The sequence below is a fragment of the Pseudomonas sp. genome, assembly GCF_030147005.1.
GTDB lineage: Bacteria > Pseudomonadota > Gammaproteobacteria > Pseudomonadales > Pseudomonadaceae > Aquipseudomonas.
Map to the genome: position 1 here is coordinate 21,255 of NZ_JASLAW010000056.1, position 18,897 is coordinate 40,151.

Genomic DNA, 18,897 nt, shown 5'->3' on the forward strand with positions numbered 1-18,897 from the left:
CCCCATGAACCCACGTAGTGCGCTGTCCTGCTTGTCCCTTGCCTTGCTCGCGTCCAATGCCCATGCCGCGCCCACGCTGTACCTGGGCATGAACGGCGGCACCATGGAACGGGTCTACGCCGATAAAGTGCTGCCCACCTTCGAAAAGGCCAACAACGTCAAGGTGGTGATCGTGCCCGGCACTTCGTCGGACATTCTCGCCAAGGTCCAGGTCAACAAAGACAACCCGCAGATGCATGTGATGTTCCTCGACGACGGCATCATGTACCGCGCCATCTCCATGGGCCTGTGCGACACACTGGCGCCCAGCCCGCCCCTGGAGCAGATTCCGGCCAAGGCGAAAATCAAGGATCAAGCCGTGGCCGTAACGCTCGGCGTCACCGGCCTTGGCTACAACGCCAAAATGTTCAAGGAACAGGGCTGGGCGGCGCCGACCTCGTGGATGGACCTGGCCGACCCGCGCTTCAAGGAGAAAGTGGTGTTCCAGTCGCTGGCGTCCTCCACGTTCGGCCTGCATGGTTTCCTGATGTTCAACCGCATTCAGGGCGGCAATGAAACCAATGTCGAACCGGGCTTCAAGGCTTGGCCGAAAACCGTTGGGCCGAACGTGCTGGAATACATCGCCAGCTCGGCAAAAATTTCCGAGATGGTGCAGACCGACGAAGCCGCGATCTTCCCCCTGACCCCCACCCAGGTGGCGACGCAAAAACTGCTCGGCGTGCCCATGGAATATGCCCAGCCCAAGGAAGGCGCGGTGGTGCTGAACGTGGCTGAATGCGTGATCGCACGCAATGACCAGCCGGAACTGGCGCAAAAGCTCGCAGCGTTCCTGCTCACCGCCCAGGCCCAGGCGCCCGCGCTGGAGGAAGGCGACCAGATTCCGTCAAACCCGACCACGCCGACCACCGACAAAACCCGCGCGCGCGTGGAGGCGATGCAGGGTTATTTGCAGACGGCGATTTCGATTGATTGGGACCAGGTCAACCAGGCGCGGCCGGAGTGGAACGCGCGCTGGAGTCGGTCGATCGAGCGCTAGAGCGCAAGCACAGCCGCTCCCATACGCCGAGGGAGCGGCTGTTACTTGGCCTTCGGCTCTTCGCCCGTAAGGTGGGCGGGGCTTGCCCGATGGCGCTGGGCACGACGTTCAGACAGCTGCTGGCGCATCTCGCGATGGCGTTCGGTATTGAGCAGAAGCAGTCCGCACAGCGGACAGACCACACCCAGCGCATACGCCAGGGTATGTGGATGGTGCCGAATGGTCGGTATCACCAACATCAAACACACGGCAAAGTAGCCTGCCAGGAGAATGGCTGCCCAGTGTCGCCCGCGCAGCATCATGGCAGCGGAAAACACCAGAACAGCCGCCAACCCGAGAAGAATGCACGCGGAAATTTGCTCTACGAGCGAGGCGTCGAACCTGCGCAAATAGGCCGGATCGTCCAGAACAACCACCATGGCGCCGGAAAAAATCGCCATCAGCGCCGTGCCGATAAGCACGGGCAGATGGCGGCGCAGAACACCGGCAATTGAATCACTCGCTTTCAACCCGCTGGAAGTCATCGCCTAGTCCTGAACTCATTGAAAGCTCAGAGCGTAAAGAATCCACATTCCTCACGAATGTAGGAAAACTTCCATTTTACAGCCGGGCAGTTCCTGATCTCGCTAAAGCCTCCGCGCTTTTTACTGAGGGACAATCGGCAGCGCGCGTTTATGTGCAGTCTTGTCATACGCCCCTTCGACAATCGCCCTCACCCGTTCACTGACCGGCTCGCCCATCAGGTACGCGTCGATCTCTTCATACGAGCAACCGTAGGCGTCCTCGTCGAGCTTGCCCGGCGCCAGTTCTTCAAGGTCCGCAGTGGGAGGCTTGTACGCCAGGTTTTCCGGAGCGCCGAGGGCCCACGCCAGCAGGCGAACCTGGGTTTTGGTCAGGCCGGATAACGGCGCGAGGTCACAGGCGCCATCGCCGAATTTGGTGAAAAAGCCCATCAGCGCTTCGGCCGCCTGGTCGGTGCCGACCACCAGGCCATTGTGCAGGTTGGCGACCGCGTATTGCGCGATCATGCGCGAGCGGGCCTTGACGTTGCCCTTGATGAAGTCGACTTGCTCGGCGCTGGCTTCGGCGGCGGCCAGGCTGGCCATCAGGCCGTCGACACTGGCGGCGATGTCGAGGGTGTCGATATGGTCCGGCAGGATAAAGTCCAGGGAAGCCTGGGCGTCGTGTTCGTCGCCCTGGGTTTTATAGGGCAGGCGCATCGCGACAAAGCGCGCGGCGTATCCTTCTTCGCGCAGTTGCTGCGCCGCCAGTTGGCACAGGCGGCCTGCGACCAACGAGTCGACGCCGCCGCTGATCCCCAGCACCAGCGCCTTGCAGCCGGAATGGCGCAAGGTGGTCTTGATGAAATCAATGCGCCGTTGAATTTCCTGCTGCTCGCCACCTTTGACCAGCGAGCGATCGACGTTCAGCTCACGCGCAATCCGTTCTTGAGTTTGCATGTCATGCCTCCACGCTACCAACGTTGAATACCTGTGCTGCGTACTGCAAAAACGACGGGTCTTCGCAGACGTTCTTGACCGGGTCATCCGAGAATTTCACCACCGGCTCGCCGTGTACCCGCACCAGCTTCATCACGATGCTCAACGGCTCCACGCCGTCCACATCGCAGGCCAGGCTGGTGCCCATGCCGAAGCCAAACCTGGCCTTGCCACGGATGTGCCGCAGGATCGGCACGCATTTCTCGAAATTCAGGCCATCAGAGAACATAAGGTCTTTGGTCATGGGGTCGATGCCGAGTTCCTTATATTTGGCCAGCACCTTGTCGGCCCATACGATGGGGTCACCGGAGTCCTGGCGCAGGCCGTCGTAGAGCTTGGCGAAGTACAGATCGAAATCCTTGAGGAAGAAATCGGTGCTGATGCAATCGGTCAGGGCCATTCCGAGGCGGCCGCGGTATTCACGCACCCAGTTTTCCAACGCGGCGTTCTGGCTTTCGCGCAGGCGCCCCAGTTGCTGGTGCACCATCAGCCATTGGTGGGCCATGGTGCCGATCAGCGGCAAGTCGAATTCGTAGGCCAGGTGCGCGTTGCTGGTGCCGAGGAACTGACCGGGGAAGTCGCGGCGCATGATATCCACCACTTCGCGCTGGGCCTTGAATGACAGGCGCCGGCGGGTGGAGAAGTCGGAGACACGCAGGTCGGCAAGCTCATCGCGGCTGAGGTTTTTCTCCAGCCAGTCGAACTTCTGGTAGAGCTTGCGGGTGACGTCTTCGAGGGTCACGTCGGGGTACTTGTCGCGGTTGCGCAGTTCGCTCACCAGCGCCAGTACCGGTTGCTCGAACATGATGCAGTGCAGCATCGGGCCGATCACGCGGATGTTCAATTGCCCGTCCACTTCACTGACGTGCATATAGCGCAGGTTGAAGCGAAACAGCCCGAGGAAGCGCTCGTAATCCGGCGTGAGGTATTCGCGAAAGCACGGGTTGAACAGGAAGCGCAGCTCGCCTTCGCGCATCTGCAGGCCGGCAAGCTTCTCCAGCTCGGCGCGCAACTGCGGGATCAGGTGGCCGAGCTTTTCCCTGGAGCGGACGATAAAGTTGTACTCCACGTCCACATTGGGATGCTGGTGCAGCACCGCTTGCATCATGGTGAAGGTGTAGTAATCGGTGTCGAGCAAGCCCTGGATTATCGGGGCGTCGTGGTCGTAGGCACTTTCCATGGTGGTTCTCCTTAACGCGTGGCCATCGCGGCCAGTTCTTCGCGGGTACTGCTGATCACAGCACCGGCCTTGAGCAACTCATTGACGGCCTGTACGCCGCCCTCCTCAGTGATCGCGCGGCATGCCGGCAGGTGCAACACCACGTGCAGCCCGGCCTTGAGCAGCTGCAAGGCGGTGGTTTTGACACAGTAGTCCAGCGCCAGGCCACCGACGATGACGCGGACAATGCCGTGGGCCCTGAGGTATTCGATGACGCCGGTCGACAGCTTGTCGTGCAGGTCGTGGTAGCAGGCACCGTACGGGTGCAGGTCGGGTTCGACGCCTTTCCAGACGAAGTAGTTGTAGTCATAGGGAGTCGGCAATTCATCGAGCAAGGTAAAGCCTTCGGTGCCCGGTACGCAGTGGCTGACCCACGTGACATCGGCGTGAGCCAGGCCGGTGGGTTGCAGCATCTGGCTGTGCTGCGCGACCACCCAGGGCGCGTGCGGGGTGTGGGCGTCCTTGCTGCCGATGCGATGCCCGGCAAGGCCGGCCATGTAGTTGAGTTCGGCACCGATCAAATCGCCACCGGCGACGGGCAACTCGTCGGGGCACAGTGGCGTGAAGCTCTTCTGGGCGTCGACGTCAAATGAAGCGATGGCAGTTTTCGCAAGGGTCATGGTGATTCTCCGGTGGCCTGGAAACAAAAGTACACGTCATGTACTTTCATAGCAAGAAACATTTATTTTTCTTTGCTTGAGCAAGTACATGACATCGCCGTTCGATTGGTTAAACTGTGCCCCATTGCCGTTCGGAAGGACTTCACATGCCACTTAGCGCCTACCTCCATACCGTCGACCTGTGCGCACTGTATTACTGCCGCGCCTCGGGAGAACTCAAGCTGCTGCTGAACAAACGCGAGGCCGAGCCCTTCGCCGGGCACTGGGCGCTGCCGGGCGTGGTGGTGAATGGCGGCGTGCAAGATCTGAGCCTCAACGATGCCGTGGAAAGGTTGCGCGCCAGTGACAAAGTCGGCCTGGATCTGGCCTGGTGCGAGCAGGTTGGCACGGTAGGCGATGCGTTTCGCGACCCGCGCTGTTGGTCGTCGTCCACTTACTACCTGGCGATTGTGGCGCACGAAGTAACGCTGGGTGACCATCAGGCCTGGTTTTCGCTGAACGCGGTGGCGGACGGCAGTATCAAGCTGCCATTCGATCACAACCTGATCGTTGCGGCGGTGCAGGAACGGCTGTTGTCCAAATCGCTGTACAGCAGCTTGCCCTTGATGTTCCTGGGCACTGAATTCAGTGCGCCGCAAGCGACCACGATGTTCTCTCTGGTGCTGGCGCGGCCGGTGCTCAAGACCAGTGTTCGCCAGCGCTTGTTGAAGCTGACTGAGGCGGGGTATTTGCGGGAGACGGGGCGCAAGAAGCCGGGTGAAGGCGGCAGGCCGCAGGCGACGGTGGAAATGTTGAAGCCAGGGGAGATTTACTTCTTCGACCGCAGTTTTGCCGAGTGACCGACGGCGGGCACAACAAATAAAAAAGGTGGGAGCCGGGTTGCCGGTTCCCACCTTTTTGAGCGGTGCCGGTCTCTAGTTCATCCAATTGCCGCCGTCGACGTTGTAGGTTTGTGCGACGACATAGTCAGCCTCTTTCGACGCCAAAAAGATCGCCATGCCGGTCAGGTCTTCAGCCGTGCCCATCCGCCCATAAGGCACCTCGTCCCCTACCCGCTTCTTTTTCTCGCCCGGCGCCAGGCCCTCGTGCCTGGCGAACAGCGCATCCACCCCATCCCAGTGCTCACCGTCCACCACGCCCGGGGCGATGGCATTGACGTTGATGCCCTGCTTGATCAGGTTCAACCCCGCCGATTGCGTGAGGCTGATCACCGCCGCCTTGGTCGCGCAATACACCGCCACCAGCGCCTCGCCGCGCCGTCCGGCCTGGCTGGCCATGTTGATGATCTTGCCGCCGTGGCCCTGCTCAATCATCTGCCGCGCGGCCGCCTGCAAGGTAAACAGCGTACCGGCGACGTTGATCGAAAACAGCCGTTCATAGCTGTCACGGGTGATCTCGACGATGGGCGCCAGGTCGAACAGTGCCGCGTTATTGATCAGAATATCCAGCTTGCCGGCGTGGGCGACCACGGCGGCCATGGCGGCGTCAATGGAGGCTTGGTCGGTGACGTCCATCGCCACCGCGTAAGCCTGGGGGCCCAGTTCGCCAGCGGTCTGCTCGGCGCGCTGCAGGTTGATATCGGCAATGGCGACAGTGGCGCCTTCCCGGATATAGGCCTGGGCAAACGCACGGCCAATCCCTCGCGCCGATCCGGTGATCAGCGCGCTCTTCCCTTCAAGTCGTTTCATCGCGGTGTCCTGTGGAATTACTTTGGATAACCGGCACGTTTCATCTCGCGCTCAGTGGTGGACTGCGCCTGCTGCAGCGCCTGGTCGACCGACATGCCACCGGTGAGCGCCGCTGAAAACAGCTTGCCGACGGAGGTGCCGATGGCCTGGAACTCGGGAATCGTCACGTATTGGATGCCCACGTACGGCACCGGTTTGGCCGAGGGGTGCGCCGGGTCTGCGTGCTTCATCATTTGCAGGGTGACCTGGGCAAACGGCGCCGCTTTCAAGTACGCCTGACTGTAAGTGGATTGCCGCGTGCCTGGCGGTACGTTGGTGATGCCCTCTTTATCGGCGACCAGCTGGATATAGTCCTTGGACGTCGCCCAACTGATAAAGGCCTTGGCGGCGTCTTTGTGTTTGGAGGTGGCCGGGATGGCCAGCGACCAGGCGTAGAGCCAGGAAGAGCCCTTATCGGTGACCTCCGTAGGAGCCGCGACGAAGCCTACGCGGTCGGCGACCTTGCTCTGGCTGGTGTCGGTGGTGAAGGAGCCGGCGACGCTGGCGTCGACCCAGATCGCACACTTTCCGCTGTTGAACAACGCCAGGGTTTCGTTGAAGCCATTGCTGGACGCACCCGGCGGGCCGTATTGCTTGAGGCTGTTGACGTAGAAATTGGCTGCGGCTGTCCATTCAGGGCTGGTCAGTTCGGGCTTCCACTGCTCATCGAACCAGCGTGCGCCGAACGCATTGGCCATGGTGCTCAGCAGCGCAATGTTCTCGCCCCACCCCGCCTTGCCGCGCAGGCACAGGCCGTATTGGTCTTTGTCTTTCTGCGTCAGCTTGGCGGCAAACTCGCCGAGCTGGGTCCAGGTGGGTTGCGCGGGCATGCTCAGGCCGGCTTGCTTGAACAGGTCGGTACGGTAATAGGTCACGGTGCTTTCGCCGTAGAACGGCAAGGCGTAGAGCGTGCCGTTAACCGACAGGCCCTGGCGCACAGAGGGGAAGATATCCTCGGCATCGTAGTCGGCCGGCAGTTCGGTCAGCGGTTCCAGCCAGTGCTTGGCGGCCCACAACGGGGTTTCGTAGGTACCGATGGTCAGCACGTCGAACTGGCCGCCCTGGGTGGCGATATCGGTGGTGAGGCGCTGGCGCAGCACGTTTTCTTCGAGCACCACCCAGTTGAGCCGGATGTTCGGATGCTGCGCCTCGAACACCTTGGACAGGCGCTGCATGCGGATCATGTCGCTGTTGTTGACCGTGGCGATGGTCACGGTGTCGGCAGCCTGACCGGGCAGGGCTATGGCCAGGCCGGACAGCAGCAACAGTGCGGGGGCAAGCGTGGCGTTGCGGGTTGAGAGCATGGCGGTGTCCACCGTTTGTTTTTGTTGTTGAGCGCCGATTACAGCAGCTTGGGCCGGCTTCTCACAAACCCGTGGCGGATGCTCGACCAATACTTTTTTAACCGGTGCTTCAGGATCAAAAAAGTATCAGCGCCGTGCGACCAAGGGGGTAGCGCCGTGCCTGCCGAGGCGGGTATTTTGGCGGTTATCCAACGCCCACGAGGCAGCAGCATGCCCATCCGCACCGCGCTGTTCGAGCATCGCCCCGCCGAACTTGAAGTGATCCTGCCCGAACCGCAGCACTGCTTTCGCTGGTTCGAACACGACTACCCGATGGAGCTGGCGCGCTGGAACCATCATCCCGAGTTCGAAATCCATCTGATCCGCCACGGCAGCGGCAAGCTGGTGGCGGGCGACTATATCGGCGCATTCGGTGCCGGGCATGTCGCCCTGATCGGTCCCGACCTGCCCCACGACTGGATCGGCGACCTGGCACCCGGCGATTACCAGACCGGCCGCGACGTGGTGCTGCAATTCGACGGCGCCGCCCTCCTCGCCCTGCGCAAGGCCCTTCCGGAACTCGGCGATTTACAGCCGCTGTTTGAACAGGCGCGACGCGGGCTTGAGTTCATTGGCGAAACAGCGGCGCATGCGGCTCGGCTGATGGAGGCCATCGGCAGCGCCCAGGGCCTGCAACGGCTGATCCTGTTCCTGCAACTGCTCGACACCCTCCAGAACGCCCCGCCCCGGCAGATCAAGGTCCTGGCCAGCCCGCGCTACGCGCCAACCCTGGACCCTCGCAGCGCCGAACGCATCAATAAGGCCTTCGACTATCTGATGCGGGAACTGAGCGGCGACGTGCGCCTGTCGGACATCGCGCGGCAATTGGAAATGAGCGAACCGGGCTTCTCGCGGTTTTTCAAACGCAATACCGGCCATGGCTTTATCGAGCTGATGCGCAAATTCCGTGTGCAACGCGCCTGCCGGTTATTGCTGCAAAGCGATATGTCGGTGGCGGCCATCTGCTTTGAAGTGGGCTATGCCAACCTTTCCAATTTCAACCGGCACTTTCGGATCGAGATGAATCAGACGCCGAGTGAATATCGGCGCGGTGCCGGCCTGCACATCCTCAGCCACCCTGAATAAATGACACCCAGTCATTTCTGATCAAAAAGACCACTATTTCAGCCTTTTTCCAGTCGATTCAGACCATTGGGAAAAGTTGGTACAGCCTGTGCAAACGTTTGCGGAACGAACTGGGCAGCCAAGTTCACTCCACCCGAGGAATCGGGTTCAAACCGCGTACGAATAGGGATTTTCAATGCACTCCACCTCAACGCCTCGCGCTTGCTTTGGTGTTTCCTTGCTACTGGCCGCCGTTACGGGAGTACTCAGTGCACCCATTTTGGCGCAGGACAACCCTGCGGATGACTCAGCACAGGGCGAAACCCTCAGCCCTGAGGCCAGCCCGCCGGCGAAAAAAGGCGTTTACCTGTCGGAGTGGTTCAACCAGGACCTGACCCTGATCGGCAGCAAGGACATCAGCTTCGGCCCCAAGCCACAGGACGACGTTTACCTGGAATACGAGTATTTCGGCCGCAAGGGGCCGTTCGAGCTGTACGGCTACATCGATGTGCCAAAGGTCCTCGGCATCGGTAACAGTAATGACAAAGGCGTGTGGGACCATGGCTCGCCCGTGTTCATGGAGCATGAGCCACGCATCTCCATCGACTACCTCGCCGGCCGCAGCCTGGCGATAGGGCCGTTCAAGGAATGGTATGTGGCGTTCGACTGGATCTACGACCACGGCAGCAACACAGACAATCGCGCCAACACCCTGTACAGCGGCCTTGGCACCGATATCGACACGCACTCGCGGGTCAACCTGTCGGCCAACTTCTACGGGCGCTACCAGTGGGAAAATTATGGCGCCAGCAATGAATATTCCTGGGACGGCTACCGCGCGCAGATGAAATACATCGTGCCCATCGGCACATTCGACAATGGTGCCTCGCTGACCTACATCGGCTTCACCAACTATGATTTCGGCTCGGACCTGCACAAGGACAACCCGGCGCGCACCGCCAATTCCCTGGTGGCGACCAACGTATTGCTGTACTCGTTCACCCACCTGCGGTTCACCCTGGTCGGCCGTTACTTTCATAACGGCGGCAACTGGGAGGATGGCAGCGAGTTGAATTTCGGCGAAGGCAACTTCCGCGCCCGTTCCGACGGCTGGGGTTACTACGCCGGCGTGGGCTATCAATTCTGATCAAGGAGCTGCAGATGAATAGGTTTACCCGTCTTTCGATGGCCGTCGGTTTGGCCCTGCTGCCCCATGTGGTGCTGGCGGACAGCGCGGCGCCGATCAAACCCAAAGTGATGCTGATCACCATGTTCGCCCCCGAGGCGCAAACCTGGATCGATCGCCTGGCACTCACCCAGGAAGTACGCGTGCCGGGCTTGTCCGCCGAGTACCCGGCGATTCGCTGTAACACCCAGGATGTGTGCCTGCTGGTGACCGGCATGGGCCAGACCAACGCCGCCGCCTCCACCCTGGCACTGGCCTTGTCGCCCAAATTCGACCTGCGCCAGAGTTATTTCCTGATCGCCGGGATTGCCGGTATCAGCCCCAAGCACGGCACTATCGGCACGGCCGCGTGGGCGCATTACCTGGTGGAGTTCGGTACGCAGTGGGAGTTGGATTCAAGGGACGCACCCAAGGATTGGCCGACCGGTTATATAGGTATCAACACCAAGGGGCCCAATGAAAAACCGCCGCTGGACTACAAGACCGAAGTGTTCGAACTCAACCCCAAGCTGCAAGCCAAAGCGTTTGCCTTGTCGCACAAGGTGGAACTGACCGAAAGCAAGGAATCCGCCGCCTGGCGCAAGCACTACCCCGCCGCCCCGGCCAATCAGCCGCCCCAGGTCACACGCTGCGACACCCTGGCGGGCAACACTTGGTTCTCCGGCACCCGCCTGAGCGAACGCGCCGAGGTGTGGACCAAACTGCTCACGGACAACAAAGGCGAATACTGCACCACCCAGCAGGAAGACAACTCCACCTACGAAGCCTTGCTACGCGCCAGCCGCGAAGGGTTGGTGGATATCCAGCGCCTGGCGGTGGTGCGCGCAGGCTCCGACTTTGACCGCCCGTATCCGGGCTACAGCGAAGTGGACAACCTGCTCAAGTACGCCGATCAGGGCGGTTTCGTACCGGCCTTGGAGAACCTGTACCGCACGGGAAATCCGCTGGTACAGGCAATTTTGCAAAACTGGTCGGCTTGGGAGAAAGGCGTTCCTGAGGCTTGATGCAAAATCAAAAATCCGGGAGGGGCCCACCGCCCCTCTCACATTGCTAACGCAGGAAGAACACCCAAATCACTTCAGGCATTGGCAGACGATTTGGCGCATTCGCAACCGGTCGTCGCCGCGCAAGGCTCGCCATGCGCATGATGCTCGGCGCAGCCCTGGCAGCAATAGCCTTTACCGTCCTTCATTACCGCGTCGACGCCCAGTACGCATTTGCAGTGTGGGCAAGCACAGGTTTGATCCGGCATGGTCAGACTCCTTCTTCATGGTCGTCACGGTGCGGCGAACGCCACACCTTAAGCAGTGACTCCAGGCGCGGCGCCAAGGTTCAGCGCCGTCAGTCGGCCTGGCGCGTACTGCTGCGATACATGAACACCAGGGCCAGGGCCAGGCACAGCATCGCCACGATCCGCGCCGTCAGTCGGCCTGGCGCGTATTGCTGCGATACATGAACACCAAGGCCAGGGCCAGGCACAGCATCGCCACGATCCGGCTGCCGGACAGTTCGATCGCCGGGTTGCCCAGCCAACCGAAGTTGTCGATCAGCATGCCCATGCCCAATTGCCCCACGATCACCGCCACCGTGGCCACCGCCGTGCCCACCACCGGCACCGCGCCCACCATCACCATCATGTACACCACGCCGAACAACGCGCCGGTCAGTTGCCACTTCGGCACGTCCAGCAAACTGACAGCCTGGGCAGGCTCGAAGAAAAATATCAACAGCGCGGTGGTGAGCGCACCCACGGCAAAGGTCAGCAGGCTGCTGCGCAACACCCCGACGGTCTGGCCCAGGCGGCCGTTGATGGCGGCCTGCACACTCAATACCGCACCCGCGGCGACCACCACGACCAACAACAGAATCAGATTCATCGCCTTACCCTCGTGCAATCAGAACAAGTGCCGCCACAATCAACGCCAGGGCTATCCAGCGCTCCACATTGACCCGCTTGCGCGCCGTGCCGAACCAACCGAAATGGTCGATCAACACACTCTTGCCCACCTGCCCGGACAGGATCGCAATCATCGTCATGGCCACACCGATATGGGGCGTGGCCAGGGTCAGCACCACCACGTACATCGGCCCCAGGAAACCACCGATCAACTGCCAGCGCGGCAGCTCTGTGAACGCAGGCCCCTTTTGCGGGCCGCTGAACAGCAACAGCAAAAACAGGATCGCCGAGCCGACGCCGAAGATGCTCAACGTCGCCCACAAATGCCCGACCTGCACGCCCAGTGGCCCAAGCAAACCGGCTTCCACCGACAGGCCCATGCCAGCCAGGATGACCAACGGCAGCAACAGCAACCGAAGAATATTTCGCTTCGGCCTGGCCTGCGCCGAACCCTCGATAGAACGTGCCTGCATACATCACCTGTGCTTCAAGAAAACGTGCGCGCATTATCCGGTGGTCGAGCTGTGCGATAAATGGCAGCATGCCGATAACACCTTTGCGCAAAACGCACAGCCTGGAGCCACAATGCAGGGTTTGAATGAGCTGAGTTTCAAGGCGCTGCGCCTGTTCGTCGCGGTGCTGGACCATGGCAGCTTTTCTGAAGTGGCACGCCGCGAAGGCCTGGCGCCCTCGTCCATCTCTCGGCAGATCCAGCTTATGGAGCAAGCCCTCGGCCAGCAGTTGCTGTACCGCCACACCCGCGCCGTGAGCCCCACCGAAGCCGGACGCCTGCTCGGGCGGCACGCGCGGCTGATGCTGGAGCAATTGGAGACAGCGAGCCAGGCCCTGCAGGAACAGGACAGCGAACCCAGCGGACTGGTGCGCATCAATGCGCCAATGGTGTTCGGCCAGCGTCATCTTTCGCCGTGGCTGGGGGAGTTTTGCCGGCGCTATCCGAAGCTGCAACTGGATATCCAGCAAACCGACACTTTCGTCGACCCGCTGCAGGACGGTACCGACCTGCTGTTTCGTATCGGGGTGCTCAATGATTCCAGCATGCAGGCGCGGATCTTCGCGCCGCAACGCTTTCGCCTCGCCGCCAGCCCCGCCTACCTGGCGCGGCACGGCACGCCGCGTCATCCCGACGAACTGATCAACCACCAATGCCTGGCCTACAAGGGCGTTAAAGGCCAGGAACGCTGGTTCTTGCGCCGCGACCAGGGCGACTGGAGCGCCTACAGCGTCAAAGGCCCGATCACCGGCAACCATGCCGACACCCTGACCCACGCCGCCGAACAGGGCCTGGGGCTGGTGGTGTTTCCTTCCTGGCTGATCGGCGAAAGCCTGCGCGCCGGCACCTTGCAGGCGGTGCTGACCGAATACGAGGTGGCAACCACCCTGGAGCCTCAACAGATCGCGGCGTTGTGGCCGGGCAGCCGGAGGCTGTCGCTGAAGGTGCGGACGGTGATTGATTACTTCGTGGAGTGTTTCGGGCAGGTGCCGTATTGGGATCGGTGAGTCAGAACACCCACTGCCCAATCAACCACGCATTCGCCCCACTGATCACCGCAAACAAAAACCACGCCAGCATCCGCGTGGGCAGGCGGTTAACGAACGGGCCCATCAGTTGCTTGTCGCCGGTCATGCGGATCAGCGGGTATAACGCGAAGGGCAACTGCAGGCTCAGGACCACCTGGCTGAGAATCAGCAGCTTGCCGATGGCGTCGTCACCCATCAGCCAGACACCGAGAAACGCCGGGATCAGCGCCAGACCACGGGTGATCAGGCGGCGCTGCCAGCACGGTATGCGCAGGTTGAGGTAACCCTCCATGATCACTTGGCCGGCGATCGTGCCGGTAAAGGTCGAACTTTGGCCCGAAGCCAGCAAAGCGATGCCGAACAGGATGCTGGCGAAAGCGCCGCCCACCAGCGGGTCGAGCAGATGATAGGCGTCCTGGATCTCCACCACGTCGGTATGGCCCGTCTTGTAGAACGCCGCGGCGGCCAGCACCAGAATGGCCGCGTTGACCATCAGGGCCAGGGCCAGGGAGCCAATGGTGTCGATGCGCGCAAGCTTGACCGCGTCCTGTTTGCTGGCAAGGTCTTTGCCGATCATGCGGGTTTGCACGATGGAGGTGTGCAGGTAAAGGTTATGCGGCATCACGGTCGCCCCGAGAATGCCGATGGCCAGGTACAGCGGCGCGGCGTCGCTGATGGCCGACAGGGACGGGGTGAAACCACTGAGCACGTCCGGCCAGTAGGGTTTGATCAGCACCAGTTCGATAAAAAAGCACACGCCGATGGTCGCGACCAGCGCCAGCATGATTGCTTCCAGCCGGCGGAAGCCACGGTTCTGCAGGGCCAGGATCAACAGCGTGTCGAAGGCGGTGATGACGATGCCGGTGGTCAGCGAAACACCGAGCAGCAGGTGAAACGCCAGGGCGCAGCCAAGCACTTCGGCAAGGTCGGTGGCGATGATGGAAATCTCCGCCAACGCCCACTGGGTGCGCGCCGAGCGCTTGCTGTAGCGCTCGCGGCACAGTTGGGCCAGGTCTTTACCGGTGGCGATACCCAGCCGCGAGCACAGGCACTGCACCGCCATCCCCGCCAGGCTGGCCAGCAACACCACAAATAACAGGCTGTAGCCGTAGCGCGACCCGGCTTCGATGGCGGTCGCCCAGTTGCCGGGGTCCATGTAGCCGATGGAGATCAACAGGCCGGGGCCGGCGAACATCAGCACGCGCTTGAAAAACGACGCCTTGGGGTCAACGGCAACGGAGCCGGCCACTTCCGGCGGGCAGAAGGGGGCGGTAGCAATTTTCGGCAGGCTGAATTTCACGCGGTATCCCAGGCAAACACACAAGTCAGGGCGGCAGCTTAGCAGTCGGACGCGACCGTGCGCATCACCGTCTCCCGAGGCAGGTCAAATGCCTCAACCACTTGCACCACCAGGTCCAACTCCTGGTTCAGCGCCTCCCGTTCCAGGCGCCGGCGAATCACGCCGACCACCAGCACCGCCAGAGGAGTGATCGAATAAGCCGGCCCGGAAAACGCCCGTACGCCGCTGACCAGCAACATCGCCGCCGCCAACGCCTGGCCCACCACCGGAATCGCCGTGGCGGCGCCGCGCCGCACAATAAAGCCGGTAAGCCCCGCCAATGCCGTACCGCTCAAGGCGGTGGCGGCCGAGCGGCCCACGTCGAACCGGCTGAACACGCCCTGCTCTTTTTGCATCGCGGCCTTGAGTTCGGCGTCGAACGCCTGTCGGTCGGCACCGCTGAGTTTGTCCTGGTATTGCTCGATCAGTTTTTCCGCGACCTGCCCTTCGATATCCGCCAGGGCAACGCTGGCAATTGCACCGTCGAACTTAATGCCCAAGCGTTGCGCCACCGCTTCGGCGATCTGCCGATAGGCCACGCCGTGGCCACGGGCCAGGTTCATAAAACTGTCGCCGCCCATGCGCTGCAACTCGATGGCCAGCTTGAGCGGTTCGCGTACATCGGCATCAATTGAGGCACTGCGCTTTTGCGCCATCAGCTCGGCGAGAAACTTCAACTCATCCGGCCGCGCCTGCACCAGCATCGGCAACAAATCCACGTCTTCTTCGGCGAAGCGCACCTCACTGCTGCGCAGGTCGGCGCGGATCAGGCCGCGGCGTTCCTGCAACAGGTCGGTGTACTGCACCACCTTCTTCAACTGCGGCCAGTAAGCGGCATGATCGAAGCTGGCCAGGTGAACATTGGTGACCTTGGCCTTCAGTGCCGGGGTCACCGCAATGGCATAGCGGCCGATGCAACGCTCGGTATCGGGCTTCATCGCCAGCGCCCAGTCCTTACTGGAGTGGCAGTTGATCACCCGTCCCTTGAACGGCGCCGACACTGCTTCCCAAGGGCTCGACGTACAGATTGCCCCGCCCATCAGCAATAAATTATTCAACGGCAGTTCGTGGGCGACATCGGGGCTGGCCAGCACGCTCTTGACCAGGATGCGAGCGCCAAGGGAGTGGCCGATCAGATTGATTTGCCGCACCTGGAGCGATTCGGCATGCAGGTACTTTGCCAGCTCAGGCAACAAGGTCTTGGCCACTTCATCGACACGCGCCTCGACACTTTTGTAATGGTCGAGAAAGTAAGCGATCGCCTTGCCCACACCCACCGTCGCCGCGCCCAGGCCACCTCCGCCGAGCATCGAGGCGATCACGTCCTTGAACGGTGCAAACAGGTTTTCCAGGAAGTGCCCGGCCGGCCAGAACAGCATCAGGTTGGTCGAGCCTTCAATGCCGGCCAGTTGTGCCTTGAAGCCAGCCAATTGCTGCTGGCTGAAAAACGCCGAATAACCGTGAACATAGAGATTGAGCACGTCCCCCTGAGGCTCGCCGCACAGGACGAACGTAGGCTTGCGGGTGCGGTGCATTTCATCCCACTGGTGCTGCATGGGGCGGTGACTCCTGGTGACGAAGGACGGCCATGGTAACAAAGAGCCAATCAAGCCGAGATGAAAACAGTAGGCATCGCCTCCCGGGGTGTTCGCCGGCGAAGTTGCCCTGCTGCTCGCAAAACCGCGTCGCCAACGCGCCACGCGCGCGGGAGAACTGCCAACATCCATTGACCTTCGCATCAAAAATACAAGTGTGCGGGGATGAAAACGCGCTCTAATAGCGGCCTCGCCCTTGAAGGCGTCAGCAGTCGATCCAAGCAAACAATGGAGTTTTCAATGCCCCATGAAGGCAACCTGTTACAAGCAGCCGTGGTGTTCCTGTTCGCCGTTGTGCTGGCCGTGCCGCTGGCCAAGCGCCTGCAACTGGGCGCGGTGCTGGGCTATCTGTTCGCCGGCGTGATCATCGGCCCCTCGGTGTTGGGCCTGATCGGCAACCCGCAAAGCGTGGCGCAGTTCTCTGAACTGGGCGTGGTGCTGTTGCTGTTCATCATCGGCCTGGAACTGTCGCCCAAACGGTTGTGGCTGATGCGCAAGGCGGTGTTCGGTGTCGGCCTGGCCCAGGTGCTGCTCACCGGGCTGGTCATCGGCGTGATGGCGCTGTGGCTGTTTGGCCAGTCATGGAACAGCGCGATCGTGCTGGGCCTGGGCCTGGCGTTGTCCTCCACCGCGTTTGGCCTGCAAAGCCTGGCCGAGCGCAAAGAACTCAACCAGCCCCATGGGCGCCTGGCCTTTGCGATCCTGTTATTCCAGGACATCGCCGCAATCCCGTTGATCGCCATGGTGCCGTTGCTGGCCGGCAGCGATCATCCGACCACTGAAGCCCAGGGCGTGCAGCACGTCTTGCAGATCCTTGCCAGCATTGCCGTGGTGATCATCGGCGGGCGCTACCTGTTGCGTCCGGTGTTTCGGATCGTCGCCAAGACCGGCCTGCGCGAAGTGTCCACCGCCACCGCGCTGCTGGTGGTGATCGGCACCGCTTGGCTGATGGAACTGGCGGGCGTGTCCATGGCCCTCGGCGCTTTCCTCGCCGGGCTGCTGCTGGCGGACTCGGAATACCGTCACGAACTGGAATCCCAGATCGAACCGTTCAAGGGCCTGCTGCTGGGGCTGTTTTTTATCAGCGTGGGCATGGGCGCCAACCTCAGCCTGCTGCTCAGCACACCGCTGGTGGTGATCGGGCTGACGTTGCTGTTGATCGGTTTGAAACTGCCGCTGTTGTACGTCGTGGGTCGCATGGCCGGCGACCTCAATCGTGAAAGCGCCCTGCGCCTGGGCGTGGTATTGGCGGCGGGGGGCGAGTTTGCCTTCGTGGTCTTCAAAATCGGCCGCGACCAGGGCCTGTTCGAACCGCATCTCTACGACGTGCTGGTGCTCACCATCACCCTGTCCATGGCCGTGACACCGCTGCTGCTGTTGGTGTGCCCGAAGCTGTTCAAACCCAGGAGCAAGACGGTGGACGTGCCCGAGGAATACCGCGCCATCGAAGGCGACGCACCGCGTGTGGTCATCGCCGGCATGGGCCGGATGGGCCAGATCGTCGCGCGGATCCTGCGCGCGCAGAACATCTCGTTCATCGCCCTCGACACCTCGGTGGAAACCATCGAGCTGACCCGCAGCTTCGGCGGCATGCCGGTGTTTTACGGTGACCCGCAACGCCCGGAAATCCTTCACGCGGCCAAGGTCGACCAGGCGGAATTCTTCGTGATCGCCATGGATGACCCGGAGATCAACATCAAGACCGCCGAACTGGTGCGCAACCGCTACCCGCACATGAAAATCATCGCCCGTGCGCGTAACCGCCAGCACGTACACCGCCTGGTGGACCTGGACGCCTCCCCGGTGCGTGAAACCTTTTATTCCAGCCTGGAAATGAGCCGTCGCACCCTGGTCGGCCTCGGTTTGAGCCAGGCTCAGGCCGATGCCCGCATCGACCGTTTCAAGACCCATGACCAGCAGGTCCTCGCCGCCCAGCATTCGGTGTACGACGATGCGGCCAAAGTCATGCAGTCGGCCCAGGAAGCCCGTACGGAACTGGCGCGCTTGTTCGAGATGGATCGGCTTCAGGAAGAGTCCGACAAGGTGTGAGGCTGCAGATGAACGATCTTGCGAATTTTCTGACAGAATACGCCGCAATTTCGTTCATCCCTGGAGCGCTTCATGGCCACGTTCACCAAGACCGCAGTGCTGCTGGCCCTCGCGCTTACCGCCAGCGGCGTGTTCGCCGCCGCCAAACCGGCCACGCAAACCCTCTCCACGTTGGGTGGCAAGTTCACCTTCAGCTTGCCCAAGGCTTACATCGCCGATGCCCTGCCTTCCGGCAAGGCTGAAGACGGCACCGCCGACACCCAAGGAACGCTGTACGCCAACGCAACCACAAAAAGTGTGGTGATCGTCGCCGAAACCGTGCGCAACGACGGGGTAACGATCCAGGATAACGATGCGAAATTCCTCGATGGCGCGGTGAACGACTTCGTCAAGAACCAGAGCGCCGCCCTGCCCGACTTCAAGAAACTCAACGAGAAAAAACTGACCTTCAAGGGCCTTGGCCTGCGCCAGGTCGACAGCACCGCCACCCAGGGCGGTGGCAAGACCTTGAACTCCACGTTCCTCGGCGGTTCCGGCAATCACCTGTTGGTGATCCAGGCAATTTCCCGGGCGGACGATGTGAAGGGCCATGCTGCGTTGGTGAAGCAGATTACCGGCGGCAAGTAAGCCAATCGCCACGCGACGCAAAGCCAATGTGGGAGCGGGCTTGCCCTAATGCCAGTCAGTTAAGACAGAACCGGTCCCTGTGGCGAGGGAGCTTGCTCCCGCTGGACTGCGTAGCAGTCCCATTTTTGGGGCCGCTTCGCGCCCCAACGGGAGCAA

Annotated in this window: 19 protein-coding genes and 1 pseudogene; 8 read left to right on the top strand and 12 right to left on the bottom strand. The window is 61.5% G+C overall.

The window, feature by feature from the left end:
- Nucleotides 1-4 precede the first annotated feature (4 nt).
- Nucleotides 5-1,036 carry an ABC transporter substrate-binding protein gene (locus tag Q1V60_RS05170; RefSeq protein WP_300628070.1) on the top strand — a complete coding sequence of 344 codons (1,032 nt, stop codon included), beginning with the start codon at nucleotides 5-7 and terminating at the stop codon, nucleotides 1,034-1,036.
- 41 nt (nucleotides 1,037-1,077) lie between these two features.
- Here Q1V60_RS05170 and Q1V60_RS05175 read toward each other — a convergent pair whose 3' ends face one another.
- From Q1V60_RS05175 to Q1V60_RS05190, 4 genes are all read right to left on the bottom strand, one after another.
- Nucleotides 1,078-1,560 (bottom strand): hypothetical protein, encoded by a 483-nt coding sequence (locus Q1V60_RS05175; RefSeq protein ID WP_300628072.1) that lies wholly within the window; start codon nucleotides 1,558-1,560, stop codon nucleotides 1,078-1,080.
- A 120-nt stretch (nucleotides 1,561-1,680) separates the two neighbouring features.
- Nucleotides 1,681-2,496, bottom strand: a complete 816-nt coding sequence (gene nadE, locus Q1V60_RS05180) for an ammonia-dependent NAD(+) synthetase (RefSeq protein WP_300628074.1) — start codon at nucleotides 2,494-2,496, stop codon at nucleotides 1,681-1,683.
- Nucleotide 2,497: 1 nt separating this feature from the next.
- Nucleotides 2,498-3,715: a nicotinate phosphoribosyltransferase gene (gene pncB / locus Q1V60_RS05185; protein ID WP_300628076.1), complete on the bottom strand. Its 1,218-nt coding sequence runs from the start codon at nucleotides 3,713-3,715 to the stop codon at nucleotides 2,498-2,500.
- A gap of 11 nt (nucleotides 3,716-3,726) precedes the next feature.
- Nucleotides 3,727-4,374: an isochorismatase family protein gene (locus Q1V60_RS05190; RefSeq protein WP_300628078.1), complete on the bottom strand. Its 648-nt coding sequence runs from the start codon at nucleotides 4,372-4,374 to the stop codon at nucleotides 3,727-3,729.
- 146 nt (nucleotides 4,375-4,520) lie between these two features.
- Between Q1V60_RS05190 and Q1V60_RS05195 the strand changes: the two genes are divergently transcribed.
- Nucleotides 4,521-5,213 (top strand): NUDIX hydrolase, encoded by a 693-nt coding sequence (locus Q1V60_RS05195; protein ID WP_300628080.1) that lies wholly within the window; start codon nucleotides 4,521-4,523, stop codon nucleotides 5,211-5,213.
- Between the two features lie 75 nt (nucleotides 5,214-5,288).
- Here Q1V60_RS05195 and Q1V60_RS05200 read toward each other — a convergent pair whose 3' ends face one another.
- Nucleotides 5,289-6,062, bottom strand: coding sequence for an L-iditol 2-dehydrogenase (locus tag Q1V60_RS05200; RefSeq protein ID WP_300628082.1), 774 nt, complete (start codon nucleotides 6,060-6,062; stop codon nucleotides 5,289-5,291).
- A gap of 17 nt (nucleotides 6,063-6,079) precedes the next feature.
- A complete protein-coding gene (locus Q1V60_RS05205) occupies nucleotides 6,080-7,405 on the bottom strand; it encodes a sugar ABC transporter substrate-binding protein (RefSeq protein WP_300628085.1) in 1,326 nt (441 codons plus the stop codon).
- Nucleotides 7,406-7,615: 210 nt separating this feature from the next.
- Between Q1V60_RS05205 and Q1V60_RS05210 the strand changes: the two genes are divergently transcribed.
- The 3 genes from Q1V60_RS05210 (at nucleotide 7,616) to Q1V60_RS05220 (ending at nucleotide 10,699) form a co-directional block, all read left to right on the top strand.
- On the top strand, nucleotides 7,616-8,530 hold the full coding sequence (locus tag Q1V60_RS05210; RefSeq protein ID WP_300628087.1) for an AraC family transcriptional regulator: 915 nt from the start codon (nucleotides 7,616-7,618) through the stop codon (nucleotides 8,528-8,530).
- A 175-nt stretch (nucleotides 8,531-8,705) separates the two neighbouring features.
- On the top strand, nucleotides 8,706-9,656 hold the full coding sequence (locus tag Q1V60_RS05215) for a nucleoside-specific channel-forming protein Tsx (protein WP_300628089.1): 951 nt from the start codon (nucleotides 8,706-8,708) through the stop codon (nucleotides 9,654-9,656).
- A 14-nt stretch (nucleotides 9,657-9,670) separates the two neighbouring features.
- Nucleotides 9,671-10,699: a purine nucleoside permease gene (locus tag Q1V60_RS05220; RefSeq protein WP_300628091.1), complete on the top strand. Its 1,029-nt coding sequence runs from the start codon at nucleotides 9,671-9,673 to the stop codon at nucleotides 10,697-10,699.
- Nucleotides 10,700-10,773: 74 nt separating this feature from the next.
- Here Q1V60_RS05220 and Q1V60_RS05225 read toward each other — a convergent pair whose 3' ends face one another.
- The 4 genes and pseudogenes from Q1V60_RS05225 to Q1V60_RS05235 all read right to left on the bottom strand — a co-directional run bounded on the left by Q1V60_RS05225 (nucleotide 10,774) and on the right by Q1V60_RS05235 (nucleotide 12,065).
- On the bottom strand, nucleotides 10,774-10,947 hold the full coding sequence (locus tag Q1V60_RS05225; RefSeq protein ID WP_300628094.1) for a metallothionein: 174 nt from the start codon (nucleotides 10,945-10,947) through the stop codon (nucleotides 10,774-10,776).
- Between the two features lie 89 nt (nucleotides 10,948-11,036).
- Nucleotides 11,037-11,114, bottom strand: a pseudogene (locus tag Q1V60_RS24940) (EamA-like transporter family protein); the annotation flags it as partial.
- A 2-nt stretch (nucleotides 11,115-11,116) separates the two neighbouring features.
- A complete protein-coding gene (locus Q1V60_RS05230) occupies nucleotides 11,117-11,572 on the bottom strand; it encodes a DMT family transporter (RefSeq protein ID WP_300628096.1) in 456 nt (151 codons plus the stop codon).
- A 4-nt stretch (nucleotides 11,573-11,576) separates the two neighbouring features.
- The gene (locus Q1V60_RS05235; protein ID WP_300628098.1) at nucleotides 11,577-12,065 is read right to left on the bottom strand and encodes a DMT family transporter; all 489 of its coding nucleotides are present in this window, start codon (nucleotides 12,063-12,065) and stop codon (nucleotides 11,577-11,579) included.
- Nucleotides 12,066-12,177: 112 nt separating this feature from the next.
- Between Q1V60_RS05235 and Q1V60_RS05240 the strand changes: the two genes are divergently transcribed.
- A complete protein-coding gene (locus Q1V60_RS05240; protein WP_300628100.1) occupies nucleotides 12,178-13,110 on the top strand; it encodes a LysR family transcriptional regulator in 933 nt (310 codons plus the stop codon).
- 1 nt (nucleotide 13,111) lies between these two features.
- On the opposite strand, the gene Q1V60_RS05245 is transcribed toward Q1V60_RS05240, so the two are convergent.
- Both Q1V60_RS05245 and Q1V60_RS05250 read right to left on the bottom strand, forming a co-directional pair.
- On the bottom strand, nucleotides 13,112-14,431 hold the full coding sequence (locus Q1V60_RS05245; protein WP_124358130.1) for an Nramp family divalent metal transporter: 1,320 nt from the start codon (nucleotides 14,429-14,431) through the stop codon (nucleotides 13,112-13,114).
- Nucleotides 14,432-14,469: 38 nt separating this feature from the next.
- A complete protein-coding gene (locus Q1V60_RS05250) occupies nucleotides 14,470-16,026 on the bottom strand; it encodes a DUF726 domain-containing protein (protein WP_300628103.1) in 1,557 nt (518 codons plus the stop codon).
- Between the two features lie 279 nt (nucleotides 16,027-16,305).
- Here Q1V60_RS05250 and Q1V60_RS05255 point away from each other — a divergent pair, with 279 nt between their 5' ends.
- Both Q1V60_RS05255 and Q1V60_RS05260 read left to right on the top strand, forming a co-directional pair.
- Nucleotides 16,306-18,114 carry a monovalent cation:proton antiporter-2 (CPA2) family protein gene (locus Q1V60_RS05255; protein ID WP_300628105.1) on the top strand — a complete coding sequence of 603 codons (1,809 nt, stop codon included), beginning with the start codon at nucleotides 16,306-16,308 and terminating at the stop codon, nucleotides 18,112-18,114.
- A 72-nt stretch (nucleotides 18,115-18,186) separates the two neighbouring features.
- The gene (locus Q1V60_RS05260) at nucleotides 18,187-18,741 is read left to right on the top strand and encodes a hypothetical protein (RefSeq protein WP_300628107.1); all 555 of its coding nucleotides are present in this window, start codon (nucleotides 18,187-18,189) and stop codon (nucleotides 18,739-18,741) included.
- Nucleotides 18,742-18,897 lie beyond the last annotated feature (156 nt).

Bases quoted from the DNA above. Each gene is read 5' to 3' on its own strand.
- Q1V60_RS05190 (WP_300628078.1), bottom strand. From the start codon at position 4,374: ATGACCCTTGCGAAAACTGCCATCGCTTCATTTGACGTCGACGCCCAG.
- Q1V60_RS05210 (WP_300628087.1), top strand. From the start codon at position 7,616: ATGCCCATCCGCACCGCGCTGTTCGAGCATCGCCCCGCCGAACTTGAA.
- Q1V60_RS05170 (WP_300628070.1), top strand. From the start codon at position 5: ATGAACCCACGTAGTGCGCTGTCCTGCTTGTCCCTTGCCTTGCTCGCG.
- Q1V60_RS05250 (WP_300628103.1), bottom strand. From the start codon at position 16,026: ATGCAGCACCAGTGGGATGAAATGCACCGCACCCGCAAGCCTACGTTC.
- nadE (WP_300628074.1), bottom strand. From the start codon at position 2,496: ATGCAAACTCAAGAACGGATTGCGCGTGAGCTGAACGTCGATCGCTCG.
- Q1V60_RS05230 (WP_300628096.1), bottom strand. From the start codon at position 11,572: ATGAATCTGATTCTGTTGTTGGTCGTGGTGGTCGCCGCGGGTGCGGTA.
- Q1V60_RS05175 (WP_300628072.1), bottom strand. From the start codon at position 1,560: ATGACTTCCAGCGGGTTGAAAGCGAGTGATTCAATTGCCGGTGTTCTG.
- Q1V60_RS05215 (WP_300628089.1), top strand. From the start codon at position 8,706: ATGCACTCCACCTCAACGCCTCGCGCTTGCTTTGGTGTTTCCTTGCTA.
- Q1V60_RS05235 (WP_300628098.1), bottom strand. From the start codon at position 12,065: ATGCAGGCACGTTCTATCGAGGGTTCGGCGCAGGCCAGGCCGAAGCGA.
- Q1V60_RS05240 (WP_300628100.1), top strand. From the start codon at position 12,178: ATGCAGGGTTTGAATGAGCTGAGTTTCAAGGCGCTGCGCCTGTTCGTC.
- Q1V60_RS05260 (WP_300628107.1), top strand. From the start codon at position 18,187: ATGGCCACGTTCACCAAGACCGCAGTGCTGCTGGCCCTCGCGCTTACC.
- Q1V60_RS05225 (WP_300628094.1), bottom strand. From the start codon at position 10,947: ATGCCGGATCAAACCTGTGCTTGCCCACACTGCAAATGCGTACTGGGC.
- Q1V60_RS05220 (WP_300628091.1), top strand. From the start codon at position 9,671: ATGAATAGGTTTACCCGTCTTTCGATGGCCGTCGGTTTGGCCCTGCTG.
- pncB (WP_300628076.1), bottom strand. From the start codon at position 3,715: ATGGAAAGTGCCTACGACCACGACGCCCCGATAATCCAGGGCTTGCTC.
- Q1V60_RS05195 (WP_300628080.1), top strand. From the start codon at position 4,521: ATGCCACTTAGCGCCTACCTCCATACCGTCGACCTGTGCGCACTGTAT.
- Q1V60_RS05200 (WP_300628082.1), bottom strand. From the start codon at position 6,062: ATGAAACGACTTGAAGGGAAGAGCGCGCTGATCACCGGATCGGCGCGA.
- Q1V60_RS05255 (WP_300628105.1), top strand. From the start codon at position 16,306: ATGCCCCATGAAGGCAACCTGTTACAAGCAGCCGTGGTGTTCCTGTTC.
- Q1V60_RS05205 (WP_300628085.1), bottom strand. From the start codon at position 7,405: ATGCTCTCAACCCGCAACGCCACGCTTGCCCCCGCACTGTTGCTGCTG.